The organism is Enhygromyxa salina, from assembly GCF_002994615.1.
Classification (GTDB): Bacteria; Myxococcota_A; Polyangia; order Nannocystales; family Nannocystaceae; genus Plesiocystis; species Plesiocystis salina_A.
Genome location: NZ_PVNK01000126.1, coordinates 1 through 22172, shown reverse-complemented (window position 1 = coordinate 22172; position 22172 = coordinate 1). Strand labels below are relative to the sequence as shown.

The following is a 22172-nucleotide window of genomic DNA, read 5'->3' as shown; positions in this document are numbered from 1 at the left end:
CCGGCTGCGCGGCAGGCTCCCAGCACGCTGGCTCCCCGGCTCAGGCCGCGTCGCGCAGGTCCGCGTCGACGGGAGTCGCGCCGGTTGAGGTGCGCCCTTTGCTCGGGCGCCAGGTCCCGGCGACGACCGCCGCGGGCGGCTCGCGGAGGTCCCAGACCAACCCGACGAAGCTCAGGAGCTTGAGCGTGTAGTAGGTGATGTCGATCTGCCACCAGTGGAAACCCTGGCGGGTCGAGGCCTGGTAGTAGTGGTGGTTGTTGTGCCAGCCCTCGCCGAGGGTGATCAGCGCGAGGATGAAGCTGTTGCGGCTGTCGTCGGTGGTCTCGTACACGCGCTTGCCGACGAGGTGGGTCAGCGAGTTGATCGTGTAGGTCCCGTGCCACAGCAACACGGTGCTGAGCGCGAAGCCGATCAGCAGGCCCGACCAGCCCAGGGCCAGGAACACCGCGAAGCCGAGGACCGTCGGCGGGATCCACCAGGCCTTGTTGAGGAACACCAGCTCGGGGTAGCGGGCGAAGTCCTTGATCTTCGAGTAGTCCGTGGCCTCGGTGTTGTCGAAGATCCAGCCGACGTGGGCGTACCAGAAGCCCTTTTGGATCGGCGAGTGGATGTCGCGCTCGGTGTCGGAGTACTTGTGGTGGTGGCGGTGGTGCGCGGCCCACCACAGCACCCCCTTTTGCGAGCTCGACATCGCGAGCAGCGCGAGCAGGAACTGAAACACGCGGCTGGTCTTGTAGCTGCGGTGGGAGAAGTAGCGGTGGTAGACGCCCGTGACCCCAAACATCCGGACCACGTACAGCGCCCCGCACACGACCCAGTCGATCGGTCGAACGACGACGCCGGGCAGCAGCGCGAGCAGGGGTACGAAGTGCAACGCGATGAACGGGATGCCCTCGATCCACAACCGAGCGGTGCTCTTCGGAGCGGGGCTTTGCGTCGAGACTTGGGTGAGCAAGGCAGTAGGCATGGGCCTCCCTCAAACTGCCTCAGAAACGCTGTCTGCCTGCCTCCGTGGGGTCTTGGTTGTGGCCGAGCTTTGTCTTGGTTGTGTCAGGACCAGCGTGGGTGCCGCGCTGCGACGGCGCGTGCACGCCCCTCGGCGGAGACGTCGATCTCGGCGGCGCGGTCGAGGTCGTCACGCTAGCACCCCGGGCTGCTAGCCTGCCCGCGATGCGGCCTCCCACGAGCGCGCATCGAAAGTGAGCGAGCGCGGATGTACCCTCCGCAAATGCCCGAACACCGCGTCTTGATCGTCGGCAACTCGGGAGCCGGGAAGAGCACCCTGGCCCGCCGCTTGGCGAGCGACCGAGCCGCGCACCACCTCGACCTCGACCTCTTCGCCTGGCAGCCCACCGAGCCTCCCGAGCGAACACCCCTCGACGAGGCCGACCGGCAGATCCGACGGGCCCTCGCTAATCACCCGCGCTGGGTGGTCGAGGGCTGCTACGCCGACCTCGTCGGACTCCTCGCAGCCGAGGCGGACGAGCTGATCTTCCTCGACCTGCCCGTCGCCGTCTGCGAGGCGCACGCCCAAGCCCGCCCCTGGGAGCCGCACAAGTACGCGACCAAGGACGAGCAGGACCGCAAGCTGCCCATGCTGCTCGACTGGATCGCCGCCTACCCCACCCGCGAGGGCCCGCTCGGACGCCCGGCCCACGAGGCCCTCTTCGAGGCCTTCCAGGGCACCCGGCAAAGGATCACGGCGGCGCCGTGACTACGACCCCGGCACGAACTTGTAGCCCGCGCCGCGGACCGCGACGAAGTAGCGCGGCTCCTTTGGGTCGGGCTCGAGCTGCTTGCGCAGACGCAGGATGAAGTTGTCGACCATCCGCGAGTTCGGATAGTTGTCGAGCTTCCAGACCTTCTCCTGCAGCTCCTGCCGACTCAGCACGCGGCCCGGGTTGTCGGCGAAGTAGCGGAGCAGATCGTACTCGAGCGCCGTCAGCTTGATCTCCTCGTCGCCGCGGGTTGCGACCCGGGCGGCGAAGTCGATCTCGACCTCGCCGACGCGCAGGCGCTCGCTCGACTCGCCGTTTTGTTGCTGCTCCCAGTCGCGCCGACGCAAAAGCGAGCGGACCCGGGCCAGGAGCTCGTCGAGCTCGAAGGGCTTGACGAGGTAGTCGTCGGCCCCGGCCTCGAGCCCGCGCACGCGGTCGGCGGTCCGGTCGCGGGCGGTCAACATCAGCACGGGGGTGAAGTCGCCCGCGTCACGCAGCTTGCGACACAGCACGAAGCCCCCGTCGTCGCCGTCGGGCAGCATCACGTCGAGGATCAGGGCCGCGTACTTGCCCGACTCGAGCAGGTGCGCGCCCGCGTCACGGATCGAGTGGACCAGGTCGACCGTGTAGCCCTCGAGCTCGAAGTTGAGCTTGAGCCCGGTCGCGAGGTTGCGGTCGTCCTCCACGACCAGCAGGCGCGCAGATTCGGCCATCGCCGATCATGGTGGCGCGGCTCGCCTCGGGCCGCAAGCGCCGGGGCCGAGCGACGGTGGCTCGCGCGGCGGGACTCCTCGCTCAGTCCTGGCCGACGCACTTGCAGATCGCCGAGTTCGCGCGCTTGGGTCGGGCCGCGAGCATCTCTTCCTTGCAGCGCGCGGTCGCGGCCTGCTCGGTGTCCATCTCGGGATAGGTGTAGACCTTGCGCCAGACCTCGACGCCGTCCTCGCTCCACGTGGCCGTGCACTCGAAGTCCCACTTTCGATCGCAGGCCGCGCTCATGAGCAGCCCACCCAGCAGACCCGCGGCCAAGATCGTGATTTGAAGGCGCGACACGAGCGGAGTGTACCGGGCGTGGCCCAAGCCGGCCCAGCTCGGCCCGAACATGGGTGAAACGCTCATCAGCGGGCGCTCCGCCCGGGATGGCGCGAGACCGCCCCTGCCGCCGTCGCTGGAGAAGGTGGCGCTGTCACCTGCGCCGCCGCCGTGTATCATCGCCGCCGGCCGGCCACTGGCCGCCACGAGGAGCCTATCTTGAAGCTGCGCAACACCCTCAGCGGACATGAAGGACAAGTACTTTGCGCGCGCTTCGGGCCCGAGGGCCGACGCATCGCGACCGGAGGCCGGGACACGACGATCGCGATCTGGTCCCTGCGCGGCGGCAAGCTCGAGCGCAGCCTCGAGGGCCACGAGCGCGCCGTCACCGTCCTCGCGTTCACGGCCACGGGCGAGCTCATCAGCGGTGACGCGGGCGGCAGCATCCGGGTCTGGTCGTGGCCCCGCGGCAAGCTGCTGCTCGAGCTCGACGAGCACGTCGGCCCGGTGTTCACCCTCGGCAGCTCGGCCGACGGCAGCCTGATCGCCTCAGGCGCGCGCGACGAGACCGTGTGCCTGTGGTCGCGCGAGACCGGCGAGCTGGTCCATCGCTACGACGTCGGGTCGCGCGGGATGTCCTTTGTGTTCTCGGCCGACGAGGAGCACCTCGTGTCGGGCCGCGGCGGGAACACGCTGTGCTTTTGGTCGCTCGAGACTGGCGAGATCGCGTGGGAGCAAGACGCCGGGCCCGGCACCGTCGGCGCCTTCGAGCTGTCCCGCGACGGCGAGTGGGTCGTGTCGCGGGGCTGGCGAGGACCGATCACGATCTGGTCGGCCTCGACCTGGGGCTACACAGCCGTGCTGCCGGTCGTCGAAAAGGGGCTCAGGGGGGCGGTGCTGCGGCCTGGGTACGAGCAGCTCGTGTGTGTGTACGACAGCGGGATCGGGCTGTACGACGCGGAAGACGGCGTGGTGCTCGATCGCTTTGAGATCCCCTGCAAGGGGAACTTCGACCTCGATGTGTCGCCAGACGGGCGCTACGCGATCACGGCGTCGGCGGATGAGCTCGGTCGGGTGTTCGAGTTCACCGAGCTCGAAGACGAGGAAGACGAGGAAGACGACGAAGACGAGGCCGAGGAAGACGACGAAGACGAGGCCTACGAGGAAGACGACGAAGACGAGGCCGAGTGAGGCGCGGGCCTCGAGCCATCAGCTGCGGCGCTCGCCCGTGACGCCCCCCGCTTTACAGCACCGGCCCCGCGTCCGCGCCCAGCATCGCCTCTCGAACCATCGGAACCGGCGGCCCCCCGTAGGCCAAAAACGCGTCGTGGAAGTCCTTCCACGCCGAGAACCCGCCCCTGTCGGCGGTCCAGTCGTCGCGCAACTTTCGGATCATCAGCTTGCCCATCGTGTAGTTGAGGTAGGCCGGATCGTAGGTCCCGCGCGCGGCCTGCTGACGCGCGTTGCCAGCGTCTTGGTGGGCCTGCTCGAGGAACAGCCGCTTTGACTCCTCGACGCTCATGCCCCGGGCGTGGAGCCCGATCGCCGACAAGAACCGAGCGTTGCGCAGCAGCGCGTTGAGCAGCTGGCCGATCTGCTGCTCGGGGCTGTTGTCGCACAGCCCCGCCTCGCACATCATCTCCTCGCTGTAGTGAGCCCAGCCCTCGGAGTAGGCGTAGCCGACGAACACCCGGGCGAGCTCGGACTTCGAGCGGTTGGCGTGGAGGTACTGAAGGAAGTGCCCGGGCCAGACCTCGTGGACCGAGGTGAACAGGAGATCGGCCTGACCGGGGATGTACGCGGCCTGCTCCTTCGCCGACCACGCCGGATCCGGCGGCGAGATGTAGTAGGTCGAGGGCAGGCCCTCCTCGTAGGGGCCCGGGATGTCGATGTAGGCCGAGTTCTGGCGCATGTAGGGCGGCGCCTCCTCGACCCGCGCGAGCTCGGTCCCGGGGATCGTGACGAGCTCCTTGTCGTCGAGGAAGGCGCGCAGCTCGACCAGCTGCGCGCCCGCGCCCGCGACCGCGCCGCCCTCGGGCTTGTCGGCCGCGATCTTGGCGATGCACGGGTCGATGCCCTCGCCTGGCAGCAGCTGCTCGCACGCGACCGCGAGCATGGCCTGGTTGCGCTCGAGGTCGGCCTTGCCCGCGGCCTCGAGCTCGTCGAGGCTCAGCTCGACGCCCTCGGTCATCCGGATCATCTCGACGAACAGCTCCTCGCCCAGGGCGAAGTCCGAGCTTGGTTGCTTGGCCTCGAGAAAGGCCGCGAGCTCGCGCATCGCCGCGATCGCCCCGGCGTTGGCCGCGTCGAACTCGAGCTTTTGTTGCGCGTCCATGGCCGGAGCGAACACGGCGGGCACGTCGTTCTCGTAGTACGAGGCGAGCCCGCCGAAGCCGGCGACGCCGAAGTGAATGTAGGTGGCGGGCAGATCACCGCTGAGGTTCTCGCGGATCTGCCTGGCCGCGACCGGCACCGCCTTGGCGTAGGCGATGTAAGCCCGCATCCGCTGGTCGAGCGGCGCGTACTCCCGCGTGACATAGACCGCGGGGTCGAGGCCGTCGAGCAGCCAATCAAAGTAAAAGAAGGGGTTGCGAAACGGCCACTTCGCGGTGTCGATCCAAAACAGGTCCCGGTCGATGCGGGCGACGAGCAGGTCACGCTCGAAGCGAGCGCGCTCGTCGAGCTGCTCATCGGTGAACGCGAGGGCCTTGGCCCGTTGATCGTTGAGCCGGGCGATCTCTTTGGCGATGCCCTCGGCGCTCCAGTCCGGGAGCCGGCCGTCGTGCTCGTGACGCCCGGCGACGACCGCGAAGGCCGGGTGAGCCTGAAAGTAGTCGTCGAGGGCCTGGTTGGCGAAGGCATCCCAGGCGCTCGTGTCGACCTTGGTGGGCGGCTGCTCGGTCGGCCCGGCTGCCTCGGCTGCCTCGGCTGCCTCGGCGGCCGGGTCCGCGGGCTCGGGCTTGGGACCGGCCTTGGCCGTGTCCTGCTTCCCTCCACACGAGAGCAGAGCCATGCATGAGAAGACCGCGGGCGCGAGGCGATGCATGGGCCTTGATAGCATCCCGCGGTGACGCTGTGTGTGGTGATACCCTGAGCCGATGTGCTGCCGTACCTACCTCGTCTTCGCCGTGTCCGTCGTCCTCGTTGCGGGAGCCACCGCATGTGGCGATGACGGGACGTCAGCCGAGACGAGCTTCGATGAAACCGCCTCCGGTCCGACGGGGGACGGCGACGGCGAGTCGACGGGGGACGGCGACGGCGACCCGACGGGGGACGGCGACGGCGACCCGACGGGGGACGGCGATGGTGATCCCGGCGACGGCGACGGTGATCCCGGTGACGGTGATGGTGATGGTGATGGTGATGGTGATGGTGACGGTGACGGTGACGGTGATGGTGACGGCGACGGCGACGGCGACGGCGATGGCGACGGCGACGGCGACGGTGACGGCGACGGCGATCCGCCAGACGCCGGCATCCCCGAGACCTGCGCCCAAGCCGAGGTCACGCCGACAACCGTCGGGTGCCTGTTCTACGGCGTCGACCTCGACACCCACTCCGGGGGCAACGGCGATCAATACGCGCTCGCCGTGTCCAACGTGCAAGAGCTCGACGTTGCGAGCGTGACCGTCGAGCGCAAGGTCAACGGAAACTGGGAGGTCGTCGCGGGGCCCCAGGACGTCGAGCCCCTCGACCTTCACGTCTTCCCGCTCCCCGATCTCAGCCTCAAGGCCAGCGGCGTCCTCGTCGGCGGGGCCTACCGCGTCAGCTCCGACGAGCCGATCATCGCCTACCAGTTCAACCCGCTGTTGCAGGCCTCGTTCACCTCCGACGCCTCGCTCTTGTACCCTGCCCACGCGTGGGACCACGTCAACGAGACCGTCCACTGGGGTGACGGCATTGGCAGGGGCTACGTGACGATCGTCGCCCTCAACGACGGCACCAACATCGAGGTCATCCCGACCCAGAACACCGCGGGTGGTCAAGACGTCCCGGCCGGGACCAGCGGGGTCCCGTTCATGATCAACGGCCTCAACGAGGGCGACGTCGCCGAGGTCAAGACCGCCGCCGAAGAGGCCGATCTGACCGGCACTCGGATCTCGACCGACGAAGACCACCCCGTCGCCGTGTTCTCGGGTCACGAGTGCGTGCAGATCCCCAACGGCATCGTCGCGTGCGACCACCTCGAAGATCAGATCGCCGGCCTCCAGCTGTGGGGCCAGAACTTCGTCGCCAGCCGCGTCCCCAACCGCCAGAACAACCCGGTCGAGACCTCACTGTGGATGATCTACGCGAGCGAGGACAACACCACGATCAACATCGACGCCGCCGACGCCGTGACCGGCCTGCCCAACACCCCGGTCGCAATCGACAAGGGCGAGAAGCTGCAGTTCTACGCGGGCGGCGACATCGACGATCCGGGCGACTTCTTCATCAGCGCCGACAAGCCGATCGCGGTCGTGAACTACATGACCGGCTGGGGCAACCTCGTGAACCTCAACAGCGGCGACCCGGCGATGGTCCAGCTCAGCCCCGTCGAGCAGTTCCTCCCGCGCTACGTGGTCCTGGTCCCCGACCTGTGGGACAACGACTTTCTGGTCCTCACGCGTGAAGTCGACGCAGAGGTGACCGTCGACGGGGTCGCGGTCAACGATGACCTGTGGGTCCCCGTCGGTCTCGACTACGAGGTCGCCCGGGTCCCCGCGCAGGACGGCGTGCATGTCCTCGACGGCGCGGAGCCTTTCTCCGTCGTGGTGGTTGGCTACGACTTCGCCGACAGCTACGCCTACCTCGGTGGTACGGGCACGGGCATCATCAACCCCAACCCGCAGTGAGGGCCCGATCCAGGGATCGTGCTGGACCCCTGACACACGCGAAAGGTCAATAATTCTAACGAGATGCGGTGGTGAGCCCGAGCGGTCGAGGTCGGGGGCGGCTCACTCGAGTCCTGGCGGGGCCGCACGTGTGAAATCTCTGGGACGACCCAGGTATGTTTTTGACCCCGCCTTGGGATAGAACACGCTCCCATGCGCATCCACGAAATCGCGATCACCAGCCTTCTCGCTCTGTGCCTCGGCGCGACCGCCTGTGACAAGGCCGACGACAAGAAGGCCGACGACAAGAAGACCGACGACAAGAAGGCCGACGACAAGAAGGCCGACGACAAAAAGGCCGAGGAGGCCAAGCCCGAGGAGGCCAAGCCCGAGGAGGCCAAGCCCGAAGAGGCAGCCGCCGTCGAGGCATCCCCCGAGATGACCGCCTTCCTCGGCAAGTTCGACGGCACCGACGCCGCCGTGACCGCCGCGCTCAAAGAGTTTGGCGCCGACGAGACCGTCGCCGACGACGACATGGGCATGTACACCCTCGGCGAGCCCAAGGTCGTCGGCAAAGACGGCGACTGCTTCACCTTCGAAGCCAAGGCCGGCATGACCATTCGGACCTACAACGTGTGCTGGGCCGACGGCAAGATCAACAAGATCGAAGACAAGGGCATGCGCTAGGCAAGCTCGCGTCCGCAGCGTCCGCTGCGACAGATCCCGGCGCTCGTCATCATTGCTTGCAATGCACGAGCGCCGGGATTTTTAATTTCCAATCCCTGGGCCAACTCCTAGCACCCCGGGCTGCTAGACCAAGTCCTGGAACCTCGTGCGCGCCCAGTCTCCGACGCTAAATATGCCAGTGTTCTCGCGCGCGTCCGCGTTCGCTGCGATTGCGTTCACTCGCACGATTCGTCACAACATGAGCATGGGTACTTCGTCGGGCAATTTCACGGTATTGGCGGTGGTCGGCGCGCTCTTGATGATTGGCTCCGGTTGCGCCAAGAGAAAGGCCGTCGACACACCGAGTCCCAGTCACGAGCCCCAGAGCAGGACGATCGCGGCCGAGACCCCGAGCCCCGAGCCTGCCCCGATCAACCTTGCCGCCGCCGTCGACGCCGACATTCAAGAGATCCTCGACGAGGTCTACGGCGGCGGCGTGCTCGTCGAGGACAGCGAGACCCGGGGCGAGGTCGAGGTCGTCTATCAGCGACGCTACCAACTCGAGCGCACACACGAGGCCGACGACGACGCCAAGCTCGAGGACGCCCTGCGCGGCGAGGGCTACACGATCGTCCAGCAGACGCCGACGACTTCGCTGGGGATCCTGGCCCGCAAGTTCTCGCTCGCGGACACCGACATCCTCGTGAGCGCGGTCGAGGGCAGCCCTGAGCTCCGGGTCTCGATCACCACGATGTAGCAGCCCGCTCAGTCACAATCGGGCTGTGGACCGAAGCTCAGCTCGAGCCACCGCTCCCACGGATGGCCCGCCCCCGCGAGCGACTCGTAAAAGCTCGAGCGCTGAAATTCACCGAGGCGCGCGAGCAGTGAGCTCTCGCAGCGCGGCAGCCAGACCGCGAGCCCGCCGAAGCCGTCGGGGAACTGCGGCCCTCGATAGTCGCTCCCGTGGGCCGAGCGCAAGACGGCGAGCTCCAGCGCAGCCTCGGCGCGAGCGATCGCCGTCCGCAGCCGCTGCGAGCCGAGCGTGGCCCCGAGGAGCTCGGCCTCATCGACGATCTGCGCGAGTCGGGTCAAGACCATGCCGAGGTCACGGGTCTCGCCCGCGAAGCCGCGCAGCCCCCCCGGACGCAGGAGCTCGTGGACCAAGATCGTCCGCGGCGGCTCCTCGTCGAGGAACTCGACCAGTGCGTCGCCGAGTTCGTCCATGGCCGGCACCAGGCTGCGCTTCAGGGCGAGGGTGTCGACGGTCGAGACCGTGTAGGTCTCGGACACGGGCGCATCGGTGGTCCCCCGGATCCGCTCGCTATAAAAGCCCTCCTCGACCGCAGCTCGATAGATCGCGGGCACCGACGCCGCCACTTCACACCCGAGGTCGCGGATCGGCCCGCAGCGCGGGTCCGGCTTCCCGGGCAGGGCCACGCTCCCGTTCAGACCCGGGATCAGGCGCAGGTAGGGCATGCCCGCGTGGGGACCGACCTGCTCGTAGCCCACGATATAGCGCGCCGCGTCGGCCAGCTCGGTCGTGATCTCGACGGTCTGCATCAAGCACGCGTCGGTCACGAGCACGTCGATCGCCGAGCCGCGCCGCTCGAGCGCGACCTCGCCGACGACCTTCGCCAGGCTCGGGATGTCGAGCACCGTGCCCTCGCTGCAGTCCGGCCCGAAGCCACCCTCGGCGAGGAAGTCGACGGCGCTGCTCGGCGCCTCCGGGCAGGGCTGCTTCAGGCTCCGATCGTCGCTCGCGCGCCAGCCCGCGCCGTGGCCCCAGACCACGAGCATGACCCTGTCCGCGGGGTAGCTTCGCAGACCCCAGTCGACGAAGGCCCGCAGCGCCGCGGCCGGATCTTGGGGCTCGTCGGGCGCGTACTCGACGATCGGCGAGCTCAGGCGCGCAACCTTCGACCGCCCGACGAAGTGCTCGCGCGCGGCCTTGTCCTTGTTCTCGGCGGCCGCGCCCTGCTCGTGGGTGAACAGGTGCATGCGCCGGACGCCGCGAGGCTCGGCGAGATCGAGCTCGACGACCACGTCGGCGTCGACCGTCGACGCCGCCGAGCCGTCCGCGAGCGGCATCTCCATGTCGTGGATGTTCCACACGGCGAAGGGCTCGAGGTCGCCGACATCGGCCGCCATGTAGATCAGCACAGTCCAGTCCTTGACGCACCCGGTCCGGTTCACGCGCGCGGCGTAGTCTTGGTAGCCCTCGTTGCCGCGCGCAGTCCAACGTGCGTCGCGGCCAAAGTCGTAGCGCCAGTCGGTCTTCGGCGAGGCGGCCCACGCGTCCCGACACCGGGGCGCCTCCGCGCTGGCATTAGCCGACTCGCGCACGAGCGCGCGAGCAGGTTCCAGCGCCGAGCGCTCCGGTTTTGCCGACGGCGCCCCGCAGGCGACGAGGCCCGCGCAGACCAGGGTCTGCCCGACCCGGTCAAGCATTGGCGAAGGCGATGAGCTGCTCGACGACCTTGCTCAGCGGCGCAGGCCTGAGGCCCCGCGACGCGTAGCGAGCCGCCAGCCGCCACCACTCCGGCAAGATCTCACCGGGCGCAGCCCAGGTGCCCATCGCAAAGGCATCCGCGGAGGCCCGCGCGCGCACGCCGGGCAGCGGCGTCCACAGGAAGTCGGGGTGCTTGTTTTGGTACCACTCGCCGCCGAGGATGTTGGTCTGCGCGTCGAGCTCGAGGTCGTACATGTACTGGACCGTGTGGCGCCGGTCGTGGTCCTCGCTGTCCACGCGGCGCTGCGAGGGGGGTGTCTCGGTCACGTAGGTCAGCTTCATCATCACGCCGACGATCTTCTCGACCTCGCTCGAGCGATATTTGGCAAACTTGTCGTCGGCCCGAAAGTCCTCGTAATCGACGATCGCGCCGTCGAGGCCTGACTGGAAGGTGCGGGTCTTGGGGTTGAAGTACGAGTAGCGGTACGCGTAGACCGGCTGATTCCAGACCTCGTGATCGTAGGTCGCGTCGATGATGAACGCCCGCCGCGCGACGCCGATCTGGTTGACCACCGACAGGTGCCAGGTCGCCGGGTTGGTGTCGAAGGCCGCGGGCGCCAGCAGCCGCCCGACCTCGTCAGTCGGGGGGTCTTTGTCCTTGGTCCGCCCGCCAACGAAGCGCCGCAGGGTCGACACGTTGGCCCACAAGAGCGAGGCCAGGGCCTTGATGTCCGAAGGAAACAGGCGCAGCTCGGTCTCGCCGTCGGCGGCCACAACGTCGACGTAGTTGCGCGGCCGCGGGAGCATGTACGCGACCGGAGCCCAGCCGTGACAGATCCCCATCCAGCGCTCGACCTCGCCGTATTCCTCGTAGTAGCGGCGGCCCCACTCCCACATCTGCGTGGTCAGGGTCCCGCTCGGATCCCCGACCAAGAGATCGTACTTCTCCGACGGAGACAGGCGATCGATCGCCTCGCTGTCACCGCTCTCGACGATCGTTGGCGCCGGGTGAGCCTCGATGTATTCGCGGTTGCGCGCCCAGTCCCGATCACGCGGGAAGTCGGGGTCGGCGTAGCGGAGGCCCAGGGCCCCGGTGTAGAGCGGCCAGTAGTCATCGGACCACGGCGACTCGGCCAGCTCGGCCTTGCGCAGCCCCTGCGCGTGCATCTCGTCGAGGCGCGTGTGCTCGAGGGTGTCGACCAGGTCCTCGGCGCGATCGTTGTCCGCGAAGGGCGCCCGCCCCGGCACCGTCTCCGACAATGTGATGATGACGCCGTCTCGGATCGTGCTGTGCAACTTGCGATACTGGTCGCTGGCGATCACGTGACGACCGGCTCGAAGCTCGTCTTCGGAGAAGGCGCTGACCGCCACGACCTGACCGTCCTCGTCGGTCTTCTCCGGCTGACGGGCGAGGACCTCGGCGGGGTTGGCATGAAACTCCGCGAGCGTGCGCTCGAGCTCGGCGATCGTCTCCGGGTCCTCCAGCGGCGCGTCGGCGCCAGGCGCGGTGGTCTCATTCAGGTCATTCGTCTGCGAGCTTCCCATTCACTAAAGCTGACATCGCAGCCTCCAGGCGGTCGCGCAAAACAAACGCTAGTGGCAATCGTGGCTGCAGCAGCTGCTGCCCCGCGAAGCTGCCGCCTGGTCGTGATCGTCGTGGTCGTGGTCGTGATCGTGATGATGATGATGATGACCGTGACCGTGACCGTGATCGTGATCGTGACCACCGAGCTCCCACAGACGCCCGAGGAAGCCGCGCGGGCCCTGACGCACGAGCGAGACCATGAACAGCCCACCGAGCAACACGGCGCTCACGATCGCCAGCGGCCCGTGGCCCTCATGGCTCCCCGCGACACCGCTGGCGGCGCCCACCTCCGGCCACAGCGCGTTGACGCCCCACCCGAGCCCGAGCACACCGACGATCATCGCCGCCGCGAACGCCAGCGCGACCTTGCGCCCGTGGAGCTGCTCGAGCACGCCGAAGGTCGTCACGTTGGTCGCCGGCCCGGTCAGCAAGAACGCCAGCGCCGCCCCCGGCGACAGACCCTTGGCGATCAGCACCGCCACCAGCGGCGTGGCCCCGGTCGCGCACACGTAGACCGGCAGCCCGAGCAGCCCGAACGCGACGACCTGAAGCACGGGCCCGAGGCTCGTGAAGAACTCGGCGTCGATCCATGGCTGGATCAGCGCCGCGAACATCAAGCCGACGAGGATCCATGGCCCGGTGCTGTCGAGGACCTCGCCGTAGCCCGTGCGCAGGCCGTCGACGAGGCGCCCCGCGAGCGGCTTGGGCTCGGGCGGCGGAGCGTCGCGCGGGACCTCGACCTTGGCGCTCGCGGGCGCGAGCTCAGCCGCCCGGCGCTCGGCCCAGCCGCCGACCACGCCACCGATCGCCAGCGCCAGCACAAAGGCCACGCCGACCCGCAGCAGCGCCATGTCGACCCCGAGCAGCGGGACCGACAGCAGCACGGCGTCGAGCCCGAGCTCGGGCGTGGCGACCAAAAACGCGAGCGCGGCCGTGGCCGGGACCCGACGATCGACGAGCGAGCGATACACGGGCACGACCCCGCACGAGCACAGCGGCAGCGGCAGCCCGAAGACCACGCCGCGCATCGCCTGCGAGGTCGCGCCGCCGCGCCGAAGCCAGCGCGCGGGGGCCTCGCCCATCACGCTGCCGATCAAGCCCGCGAAGCCATACGCGAGGAGCAAGGCCGGCGCGCTCTCGAGCAGCAGCTCCCAAAACGCCTCGAAGGCCGCCTGCCCTTCGCGCGCCGCCGGGACCACGAACAAGCCCACGACCGCGATGAGGCCCAGGAGCCCGCCGACGCCGGGCAAGTAGCGATGTTCGGCCGCCCGCTTCGATCGCGAGCTGCCGAGCCCGTGGCTGGCCACGTGCAGCAAGAGCCCGCCGACGAAGGCCTCGAGCAGGCCGACGAAGCCGCTGTTGTCGAGCACCGTCGTCGCGCCGCCGACCACGTAGCCGCCCAACGTGGCCGCGGCGAGCATGGCCAGGCCCACGAACCCGGCGCGCCGCCCCGACTTGTCGTCGGCGTCGGGGCCCGTCAGCATCCACCACACCGCCAGCCCCTCGGGCACGCGATGGAGAGTCACGGCCCAGCCCAGCGCCTCGCTGTGTCCGTGGGCTTGCGAGCCGACCAGCGCGAGGCCGTCGGTGAACGCGTGAAAGGCCATGCCCGCGAGCGCAGCCCAGGCCGCGGCGCGGCGGGTCGACTTCCCGCCGAAGCGCCGCTCGGCGAAGTTCGGCAGCAGCAGCCCGACGATCACCGCCAGCAGCGCGGGCCACCCGGCCAGCTCGACGCCGAGCGGGATGATCTCCAGCAGCGCCAGCCCGACCACCGCCACGACGACAAAGCCGTCCAGCAAAGAGTAGGCCCGACCGGCACGCTCCGCGACGCGATGAAGCAGCGGGATGGCGAACAGCGCGGCGATGCTGGCGACCAGCATGTACTCGCCGTTGCTGAACGTGGCCATCAGCGGATCAGCATAACTCGGCTAGTTTGACCGGAAGCTTCGGGAGCTGGACCCGAAACCCCCAGGACACGCCCAGCTAGATCTTTTGGCCCTTGGCGCGGAGCTCGGCCACGACCGTCTCGAGGCCCTTCTTGTTGATGATCCGCATGCCCTTGCTGCTGACCCGCAGACGCACCCAGCGATTCTCGCTGCCGAGCCAGTACCGCTTCCAGCGGAGGTTGGGCAGGCTGCGCTTCTTCGTGCGGATGTGCGAGTGCGACACGTTCATGCCCACGAGGGGGCGCTTTCCGGTGATCTGGCAGACTTGCGACATCGCTCTTGCTCCCGAAGGGGTGCGGACATTGGCCCATGGGCCCGGCTCTGTCAACCTGTGCACGGGCTTGTCGCCACAGCCCGCGAGTGCGAGGATAGCGCTCACTGGAGGTGGGCTGCCTAGCCCCCGGAGACCGCAATGAACGCCGTTCAAGCCTGGATTCGCCCCGACCCCCTCCCCCCGACTCCGATCGACAGTGTCGACGCCGCCGTGGCCGAGATTCGGGCCAACGCGGACCGCTGGGTCGAGACCGGCGTGGAGATCCGCCTCAAACTGCTGCGCGAGGTCATGATCGCCCTCGAGGCCGAGGCCGACGCGTGGGTTGCGACCTCCTGCAAGCTCAAGGGCATCGAGCCGGGCACCAACCCCGAGGGCCAGGAGTGGCTCTCGGGCTTCCTCGCCATCCCGCGCAGTGTCCGCTACCTGATTCACACCCTCGAGCACGACGGCAAGCCGCCGCCGGTCTCGCAGCGCCGCCGGTCCACGCCCGATGGGGATCAGTGGATCGTCCGCGTGTTTCCCCAGACCCTGCTCGACAAGGCGCTGTTCACGGGCTGGAACATCGACCTGTGGCTCGAGCCCGGCGCGCCCGCTGAGCAAGGCGGGATCTATCGGCGCAAGGCGGCGGGCGAGACCTGGCCCGGCAAGGTCGCGCTGGTCATGGGCGCGGGCAACCAGATCTTCTTGGGCCCGACCGACATGCTCCACAAGCTGTTCATCGACGACGAGGTCGTGGTCCTCAAGATGAACCCGGTCAACGAGGTCGACGGCCCGCACATCGAGCGCGCGTTCAAGCCCCTGATCGACGCTGGCTTCGTCCGCGTCGTCTACGGCGGGCTCGAGGTCGGCAAGCACCTGTGCACCCACCCCGAGGTCGACACGATCCACGTGACCGGCTCCGACGCGACCCACGACGCGATCGTGTGGGGCGCCGACCCAATCGAGCGCGAGCGTCGCAAGGCCTCGGGCGAGCGGCTCAACGAGCGCCCCTTCACCTCGGAGCTCGGCTGCGTCTCGCCTTACTTCATCACGCCCGGGCCGTGGACCGAGCGCGACCTCGACTACCACGCGCGCCAGCTCGCCGCCGCGCTCACCCAAAACGCCGGGCACAACTGCGCCGCGCCGCAGGTCCTGCTGGTCGCCTCGGGCTGGGACCAGCGCGACGAGTTCGTCGCCCGCGTCGAGCAGGCGATCGCCGCGAGCCCGCCGCGGATCTCCTACTACCCGGGCTCGACCAGGCGCTGGGAGGAGTTTTGCAGCAAGTACCCCCAGCACAAGATCATCGGGCGCAAGGGCGAGGGCGTGGTCCCGTGGACGCTGGTCAGCGACGTGCCGATGACCAGCGGTGAGTGGGCGCTGACCTGCGAGGGCTTTTGCGGGCTGCTCAACATCGTCGACATCCCGACCGACGACCCGGCCGAGTTCTTGGCCAAGGCCGTGCCCTTCGCCAACGACGAGCTGTGGGGCAACCTCAGCTGCTCGCTGATCGTGCATCCCAAGACCCGCAAGGCCCACCCCGAGGCGGTCGAGGGCGCGATCGCGGAGCTGCGCTACGGCACCGTCGCGGTCAACGGCTGGGCTGGGGCTGGGTGCGCGCTGATGGTCTCGGGTTGGGGTGGGTACCCCGGCAATACCCAAGAGGATGTTCAGAGCGGGATCGGGATGGCGCACAATAATTTGTTGTGGGAGCCGCTCTTGAAGTCTGTGATTGATCTGCCCTTTCGGGTTCAGCCCAAGCCGCCGTGGTTTGTGGATCACCGCAACTTGCCCGCGATGGGGCGGGCGCTGGTGATGATGGAGTTCAAGCCGGGGTTGGGGCGTCTGTTTCCTGTGCTCGGCGCCGCGCTCACGGGCTAGGGACTAAAGGACTCCGGGGCAACCCAAACCAGAGGGGCAACCGGACTCGGAGTCTTTCTTTTGATCCTTTGATCACCGGGCAACTGGGCCAAGGGGCAACCAGACGCACGGGGCAACCAGACGCACGGGGCAACCAGCGCAAGCGCACGGGGCAACCGGACTCGGAGTCTTTCTTTTGATCCTTTGATCACCTCCCGAGCAGCGGGGGGGCAACCGGACTCGGAGTCTTTCTTTTGATCCTTTGATCACCTCCCACAACCCTGGGGGGCGGGGCAACCGGACTGAGGGCAACCGGACTCGGAGTCTTTCTTTTGATCCTTTGATCACCTCCCGGGGCAAGGGGCAACCTTGGGGCAACCGGACGAGAGGGGGCAACCGGACTCGGAGTCTTTCTTTTGATCCTTTGATCACCTCCCGGGCAACCGGGGCAACCAGACTCGGAATTTTTCTTTGATCCTCAAATCACTCAGGAGGTCCGGGGTACTGGGGGGCCGGACTACCGAACCTGGGGGATCTGGACTCGGAGCTTCGTTCTTAGCCTCAGAACACCGTTTTGAAGCTCATCGGAATACAAACACACACGAACTGCAAGAATCCCTGCAACACCAGGCGCCGCGGGCCGAGAACCCTGCGTGGCCACCTCCGCCCAGAAGCAAGCCAGCGCCGCCCGTCGGGCGAAAAACCGAGCCCGCGGCCTCGCCCGCGGCTATCCACGCGTCCGCGCCCGGCCAATTCTGCGCGGTGGCCGCTACAAGATCACCAGGCGCTGCGTCGGCCGGCTGTTCCTCTTCTCTCCAGGATACAAGCCTGCCGAGCTCACCAACTTCCTCGGCTACTGCCTCGCCTACGCGGCGACGCGCTACGGCATCCAGGTCCACTCGAGCCTGTGGATGTCCAATCACCACCACACCGACCTCACGGACCCCGACGCCAACCTGGTGCCCTTCAAGCAGCTCCTGCACAGTCTCGTCGCCCGGGGGCGCAACGCCCAGCTCGGACGCACTGACAGCGTTTGGAGCGGCGACGCCCCATGCGACACGCAGCGGCCGACCGACGACGAGTCGCTGATGGACCTCGTCTACACGCTGACCAACCCGGTCGAGGCCGGGCTCGTCAAGTGGTCGCGCGACTGGCCGAGCTTCACCACGATCGGCTGGCGCTTCGGCGAGACCCGGACCTTCAAGCGGCCGGATGGGATCTTCAACGAGGACGGCGACATGCCCGAGGAGGTCTCGCTGACCCTGGTTCGTCCGGCGATCTTCTCGAAGCTCGATGACGACGCGTTCTACGACAAGTTGATGGACGCGGTGCGCGAACGCGAGCTCGAGATTCATCGATACATGCGCAAGGTCGGGCGTCGATTCATGGGGCAGCGCAAGCTCGCCCGGCAGCGCTGGAATCGTGCGCCGCAGAGCTTCGAGGAGCGGTTCACGATCACACCGAAGCACGCGGCCTCGTGCCTGAGGCTGGTCTTGAACGAGGTGGCGCGGGACCGGGAGTGGGAGCGTGACTACGCGGCGGCGCGGGCGGCTCTGCTCGCGGGTGAGCCGGCGGTGTTTCCCGCGGGGACTTACTGGATGCGGCGCTTCGCGGGTGTTGATGTGATCGCGCAGGCGCCGTAGCGGGTGGAAATAGAGAGATGGCGGGGTCGCGCGAGCCATCCTGCCGGCGTGTATTGGTTCGGCGGCGTTGAGACGGGGATTGGAGGGGGGAACAGCCGGTTTTTGGGCTTCGTTGAGCGAAATTCTGACGCCCACCAGACCGACGCCCACATGAAGACTCCCTGTCCGGATCCCCGTGTGGCTCTGGTGCACAAAAGACTCCCCGTCCGGATCCCTCCGGATCCCTGAAGACTCCCTGTCCGGATCTCCGTGTGGCTCTGGTGCACAGAAGACTCCCCGTCCGGATCCTCTCGATTCGGTGTTGATGTGATCGCGCAGGCGCCGTAGCGGGTGGGAAATAGAGAGATGGCGGGGTCGCGCGAGCCATCCTGCCGGCGTGTATTGGTTCGGCGGCGTTGAGACGGGGATTGGAGGGGGGATCAGCCGGTGTTTGGGCTTCGTTGAGCGAAATTCTGACGCCCACCAGACCGACGCCCACATGAAGACTCCCTGTCCGGATCTCCGTGTGGCTCTGGTGCACAGAAGACTCCCCGTCCGGATCCTCTTCACGCCGAACAGGAAATTTCACGCCGGCCGCCCCTCGCACTTGGGCCAGGCCCGGATGTCGACCGCGAGCACCCGCTGCAGCAGCCAGCCCCACGGATCTCGGGACGCTGGCTTGCCGCTCAACTCGAGTAGGTCAGGCGTCGACCATCGGGCGCCAACGAGACCAACTCCGGCCCAGTGAAGCTGTCTTTGAAGTCTCATAGGGGGCTCGCGACCACGTTCAAGCCGCGAATCTCACGCACATCATCCCACCACATCGAGCCCCTGCTAACATGCCGCCGTCGCCATGCTGCGCGACACCCATCGACGACCCGAGGCCCCACCATGTCCAAGCGCTCACTCCTCCCCCTGACCTGTTGTGCCCTGCTCCTCGCCGCCTGCGGTGGCTCCGGCAACCAAGACTCGTCGAGCGCCGACGGAGCCAACTCCGCAGCCGAAGGCATCACGACCAACTCGACCAACGAGACCGGCGACGGCACCAACGACAACGGCACGGGTGATGGCGACGGTGACTCCGGCGACACTGACCCCGGCGGCGACGGCGACGGCGACGGCGACCCCGGTGACGGCGACACCGACACCAACGACGACGGCGGCGTCAAGTTCGACATCGAGGCGACCCCCGACGCGTCGATGGGCGGCTGCGGCGACATGGGCATGGAGCCCGAGTTCTCCTACATCTGGGTCGCCAACTCGGGCGAGGGCACGATCTCGAAGGTCAACACCCAGACCCTCGAAGAGGAGGGCCGCTACCGCACCCGCTCCGACGCCGGCGGCAGCCCGTCGCGGACCTCGGTCAACCTCTCGGGCGACGTCGCGGTCGCCAACCGGACCGGCGGCGTCACCAAGGTCATCGCGCTGCCCGAGAACTGCGACGAGATGACCAACGGCCAGCCCGGCCTCCAGACCTCGTCGGGCAAGGACGACGTGCTCGCCTGGGGCGAGGACGACTGCATCGCCTGGTACACCGCGGTCGACCCGAACTACACGAGCCAGCGACCGCTGGCCTGGACCTCGGGCCTGCTCAACCCCAACACCTGCGAGGTCGAAGATCAGTACGTGTGGAGCACGGCCTCGGCCTCGAACCAGCCCGGCAGCCTCAACGTCATGCGCCTCGACGGGACCGACGGCAGCTTCGAGACCGAGTTCCCGATCCCCGAGATCAGCCCGGGCTACTTCGGCGGCTACGGCGGGGCGGTCGACTCCGAGAACGACTACTGGTTCATCACCTACGACTCGCCGCGCAAGCTCGTGCAGGTCGACTTCGAGGACCTCGGCTACGAGATCTGGGACGTGCCCCAGTCGGTGTGCAGCTACGGCTTCACCGTCGACTCCCTCGATCGCCCGTGGATCGGCGCGTACTGTGACGGCACAACCATGTTCGACCCCGAGACCGACCAGTGGACCACGATCCCGGGGCTCCTCGGCTACGGGCTCCAAGAAGACGCCAACCAGACCATGTGGCTGGGCACCTACAACCCGCCGGGGATCCGGGCGATCGACATCAACACCATGGAGGTCGGCAAGTGGATCCAGCTGCCGACCAACTCCTCGCGCGGCGTGAGCGTGGATTTTTATGGCTACGTGTGGTTCGTCGACATGCAAAACAGCGCGTGGCGAGTCGACACCGAGGCCGAGACCTGGGACTCCTACGCCGGGCTGAACTCGCCCTACACCTACTCGGACATGACCGGGTGGGGCCTGAACCTGGCCTCGGGCGGGATCCCCCAGGGCTGAGGCCAACCCAACACCACGTCACATCACGTCACACCACGTCACACCACGTCACAAGGACCCATGAAGCGCACCTTCGAACTCATCGACGGCAAAGCCGCAAAGTTCTGGCAGATCGAGCAAGACGGCAACACGCACACCGTCTGCTACGGCCGGATCGGCACCAAGGGGCAGGCCAAGACCAAGACCTTCGCCGACCCCTCGGCGATGCAAAAAGACGCCGAGAAGCTCATCAAGTCCAAGACCAAAAAGGGCTATGTCGAGGTCGAGGCGGCGCAGGACAGCGCCCCCGCCCTCGACCCCGAGGCCCTCGAGGCCCAGCTGGCCAAGCTCGACGCCGATCCCTCCGCGCAGGGGCGGCTGGTGTTTGGCGACTGGCTGCAGGCAGCGGGGCACCCGTGGGGCACCTTGATCACCCTCGATCACACCGCGCAGGTCGACGAGCGCGACGCGATCCTGGCCGACAACCCCACCATCATCGGCGGCCTGGCTGAGCGCAACGTCAGCTTCACCTGGCAGCAGGGCTTCATGGACGAGGTCACGATCACCTCGGGCGGAACCTCGGCGGTGCTCGGCGACGGGTTGCGGAAGCTGTTCACGCTGCCCGCGGCCCGCTACCTGCGCCGACTCGTCCTCGACGGCGCTCCGTCGCGCTTCGAGACCCATCGTGACTGGGACAGCTCGCCGACGAACATCGTCCAGCCCTTCAACGCGGTGATCCCCGCTTTGGCCAAGGCGCCCAAGACCTTGACCGAGCTGGCCTTCGGAGCGCTCCCCCCGACGGGCGCCTCCGCCTACGTTGGCCACCCCGATCTGGCCGCGGTCGCCAAGGTCCTCCCCGAGCTCGAGGTCCTCGAGGTCCAGTGCTCCGGGCAGCAGGGCTTCGGCGCCTTCGGCTTCGCCAAGCTCCGCCGCCTCGAGGTCCGCTTTGCGAACGCGAACGCCACCGACCTGCAGGCCATTCGAGACGCCAAGCTCCCGGCCCTCGAGCAGCTCTCGGTCTGGCTCGGGGGCTACGTCCACTGCATCCTCGACGACGTCTACGCCCCCGAGGAGTGGGACGAGGACAACGAGGACGCGCTGCGCTACCCCGAGAGCTACCCCGGCTCTGATCTGGATCTGCTCGAGGTCTACTCGAGCACCGCATCGGTCCAGGCCCGCGAGGTGGCGGATTTTTGTCAGGCGAGCTGGCCCGCGTCCCTCAAACACCTCGGCATCCAAAGCGCGCTCTTGGACGCCGCGACGCTCGACGCGATCCTGAGCTCGGAGCTGGTCGCCCGGCTCGACAGCCTGGACCTTTCACGCGGGAGCCTCAACGACCAGGGCGCGGCGGTCGTCGTGCGCCACGCCGAGCGACTCGCCCACCTCACGCGGCTCGACCTGAGCCGCAACCAGCTCAGTGAGGCCGGGGTCAAGGCGTTGAAGGCGGCGCTGCCGAAGGTCGACTGCAGCGCCCAGCGCGGGGGCACTCAGACCCCCGAATTCCTGTTTCGCTACGTAGCGACCATGGAGTAGAGGGGGAGTAGAGGCGGAGTAGAGGCGGAGTAGCGGCGGAGTAGCGGGGAGTAGACGGGAACAGACGCCTCGCCTTGACTCCAGCGCACGCAGGTCCGAGCCTCGCCTCCGCCATGGAGCTCGTCGGCAAGATCAAGGTCCTCTTCGAACCCCAGAACATCAGCGCCTCGTTCCGCAAGCGCGAGCTCGTGCTCGTGACCGAGGGTCGCTACCCGCAGCAGATCCTGATCGAGTTCACCCAGGACAAGATCGACCTGCTCAACGGCTACGCGGCCGGCGACGAGGTCCGGATCCAGATCGACATTCGCGGCCGCGAGTGGACCAGCCCGCGCGGCGACGTGAAGTACTTCGTCAGCATCCAGGGCTGGCGGATCGAGAACCTCGCCCACGCCCACGCCAACCCAGGCGGTGGCC

Annotated in this window: 18 protein-coding genes; 10 read left to right on the top strand and 8 right to left on the bottom strand. The window is 67.9% G+C overall.

All coding sequences use genetic code 11. The features are described 5' to 3' along the window. Positions 1–40 precede the first annotated feature (40 nt). Positions 41–967, bottom strand: coding sequence for an acyl-CoA desaturase (locus ENSA5_RS12845; protein WP_106391938.1), 927 nt, complete (start codon positions 965–967; stop codon positions 41–43). A gap of 261 nt (positions 968–1228) precedes the next feature. Here ENSA5_RS12845 and ENSA5_RS12840 point away from each other — a divergent pair, with 261 nt between their 5' ends. Then, a complete protein-coding gene (locus ENSA5_RS12840) occupies positions 1229–1714 on the top strand; it encodes a P-loop NTPase family protein (protein WP_106391937.1) in 486 nt (161 codons plus the stop codon). Here the strand turns inward: ENSA5_RS12840 and ENSA5_RS12835 are convergent, their stop codons facing one another. Together ENSA5_RS12835 and ENSA5_RS12830 are read right to left on the bottom strand one after the other, a co-directional pair. Next, complete coding sequence (locus tag ENSA5_RS12835) at positions 1715–2431, bottom strand: response regulator transcription factor (RefSeq protein WP_106391936.1); 717 nt, start codon at positions 2429–2431, stop codon at positions 1715–1717. Between the two features lie 82 nt (positions 2432–2513). Next, a complete protein-coding gene (locus ENSA5_RS12830; protein ID WP_146155630.1) occupies positions 2514–2771 on the bottom strand; it encodes a hypothetical protein in 258 nt (85 codons plus the stop codon). Between the two features lie 198 nt (positions 2772–2969). On the opposite strand from ENSA5_RS12830, the gene ENSA5_RS37595 reads away from it, so the two are divergent. Then, positions 2970–3941: a WD40 repeat domain-containing protein gene (locus ENSA5_RS37595; RefSeq protein WP_181197709.1), complete on the top strand. Its 972-nt coding sequence runs from the start codon at positions 2970–2972 to the stop codon at positions 3939–3941. A 52-nt stretch (positions 3942–3993) separates the two neighbouring features. On the opposite strand, the gene ENSA5_RS12820 is transcribed toward ENSA5_RS37595, so the two are convergent. Continuing rightward, positions 3994–5796 carry a DUF885 domain-containing protein gene (locus ENSA5_RS12820; protein ID WP_219906779.1) on the bottom strand — a complete coding sequence of 601 codons (1803 nt, stop codon included), beginning with the start codon at positions 5794–5796 and terminating at the stop codon, positions 3994–3996. 52 nt (positions 5797–5848) lie between these two features. Here ENSA5_RS12820 and ENSA5_RS37590 point away from each other — a divergent pair, with 52 nt between their 5' ends. From ENSA5_RS37590 to ENSA5_RS35890, 3 genes are all read left to right on the top strand, one after another. Continuing rightward, positions 5849–7585, top strand: a complete 1737-nt coding sequence (locus ENSA5_RS37590) for an IgGFc-binding protein (protein WP_181197708.1) — start codon at positions 5849–5851, stop codon at positions 7583–7585. A 192-nt stretch (positions 7586–7777) separates the two neighbouring features. After that, positions 7778–8251, top strand: coding sequence for a hypothetical protein (locus ENSA5_RS12810; protein WP_106391932.1), 474 nt, complete (start codon positions 7778–7780; stop codon positions 8249–8251). 244 nt (positions 8252–8495) lie between these two features. Next, a complete protein-coding gene (locus tag ENSA5_RS35890; protein ID WP_146155629.1) occupies positions 8496–8987 on the top strand; it encodes a hypothetical protein in 492 nt (163 codons plus the stop codon). Between the two features lie 8 nt (positions 8988–8995). On the opposite strand, the gene ENSA5_RS12800 is transcribed toward ENSA5_RS35890, so the two are convergent. From ENSA5_RS12800 to rpmB, 4 genes are all read right to left on the bottom strand, one after another. Further along, complete coding sequence (locus ENSA5_RS12800) at positions 8996–10678, bottom strand: clostripain-related cysteine peptidase (RefSeq protein WP_106391930.1); 1683 nt, start codon at positions 10676–10678, stop codon at positions 8996–8998. Next, positions 10671–12224, bottom strand: a complete 1554-nt coding sequence (locus ENSA5_RS12795; RefSeq protein ID WP_106391929.1) for a hypothetical protein — start codon at positions 12222–12224, stop codon at positions 10671–10673. The genes ENSA5_RS12800 and ENSA5_RS12795 overlap by 8 nt, the downstream gene beginning before the upstream one ends. A 48-nt stretch (positions 12225–12272) precedes the next feature. Beyond that, positions 12273–14171, bottom strand: a complete 1899-nt coding sequence (locus ENSA5_RS12790; protein WP_106391928.1) for a permease — start codon at positions 14169–14171, stop codon at positions 12273–12275. A gap of 76 nt (positions 14172–14247) precedes the next feature. Then, a complete protein-coding gene (rpmB, locus tag ENSA5_RS12785; RefSeq protein ID WP_106391927.1) occupies positions 14248–14484 on the bottom strand; it encodes a 50S ribosomal protein L28 in 237 nt (78 codons plus the stop codon). 210 nt (positions 14485–14694) lie between these two features. On the opposite strand from rpmB, the gene ENSA5_RS12780 reads away from it, so the two are divergent. The 5 genes from ENSA5_RS12780 to ENSA5_RS12755 all read left to right on the top strand — a co-directional run. Continuing rightward, a complete protein-coding gene (locus ENSA5_RS12780; protein ID WP_181197707.1) occupies positions 14695–16341 on the top strand; it encodes an aldehyde dehydrogenase family protein in 1647 nt (548 codons plus the stop codon). 632 nt (positions 16342–16973) lie between these two features. After that, positions 16974–17963 carry a hypothetical protein gene (locus ENSA5_RS12775; protein ID WP_106391925.1) on the top strand — a complete coding sequence of 330 codons (990 nt, stop codon included), beginning with the start codon at positions 16974–16976 and terminating at the stop codon, positions 17961–17963. 870 nt (positions 17964–18833) lie between these two features. Continuing rightward, positions 18834–20246 (top strand): NHL repeat-containing protein, encoded by a 1413-nt coding sequence (locus ENSA5_RS12765; protein WP_181197706.1) that lies wholly within the window; start codon positions 18834–18836, stop codon positions 20244–20246. Between the two features lie 60 nt (positions 20247–20306). After that, positions 20307–21758 (top strand): WGR domain-containing protein, encoded by a 1452-nt coding sequence (locus tag ENSA5_RS35885; protein WP_146155626.1) that lies wholly within the window; start codon positions 20307–20309, stop codon positions 21756–21758. Positions 21759–21871: 113 nt separating this feature from the next. Next, the coding region (locus ENSA5_RS12755; protein ID WP_106391922.1) for a DUF3127 domain-containing protein at positions 21872–22172 on the top strand (301 nt) is incomplete at its 3' end.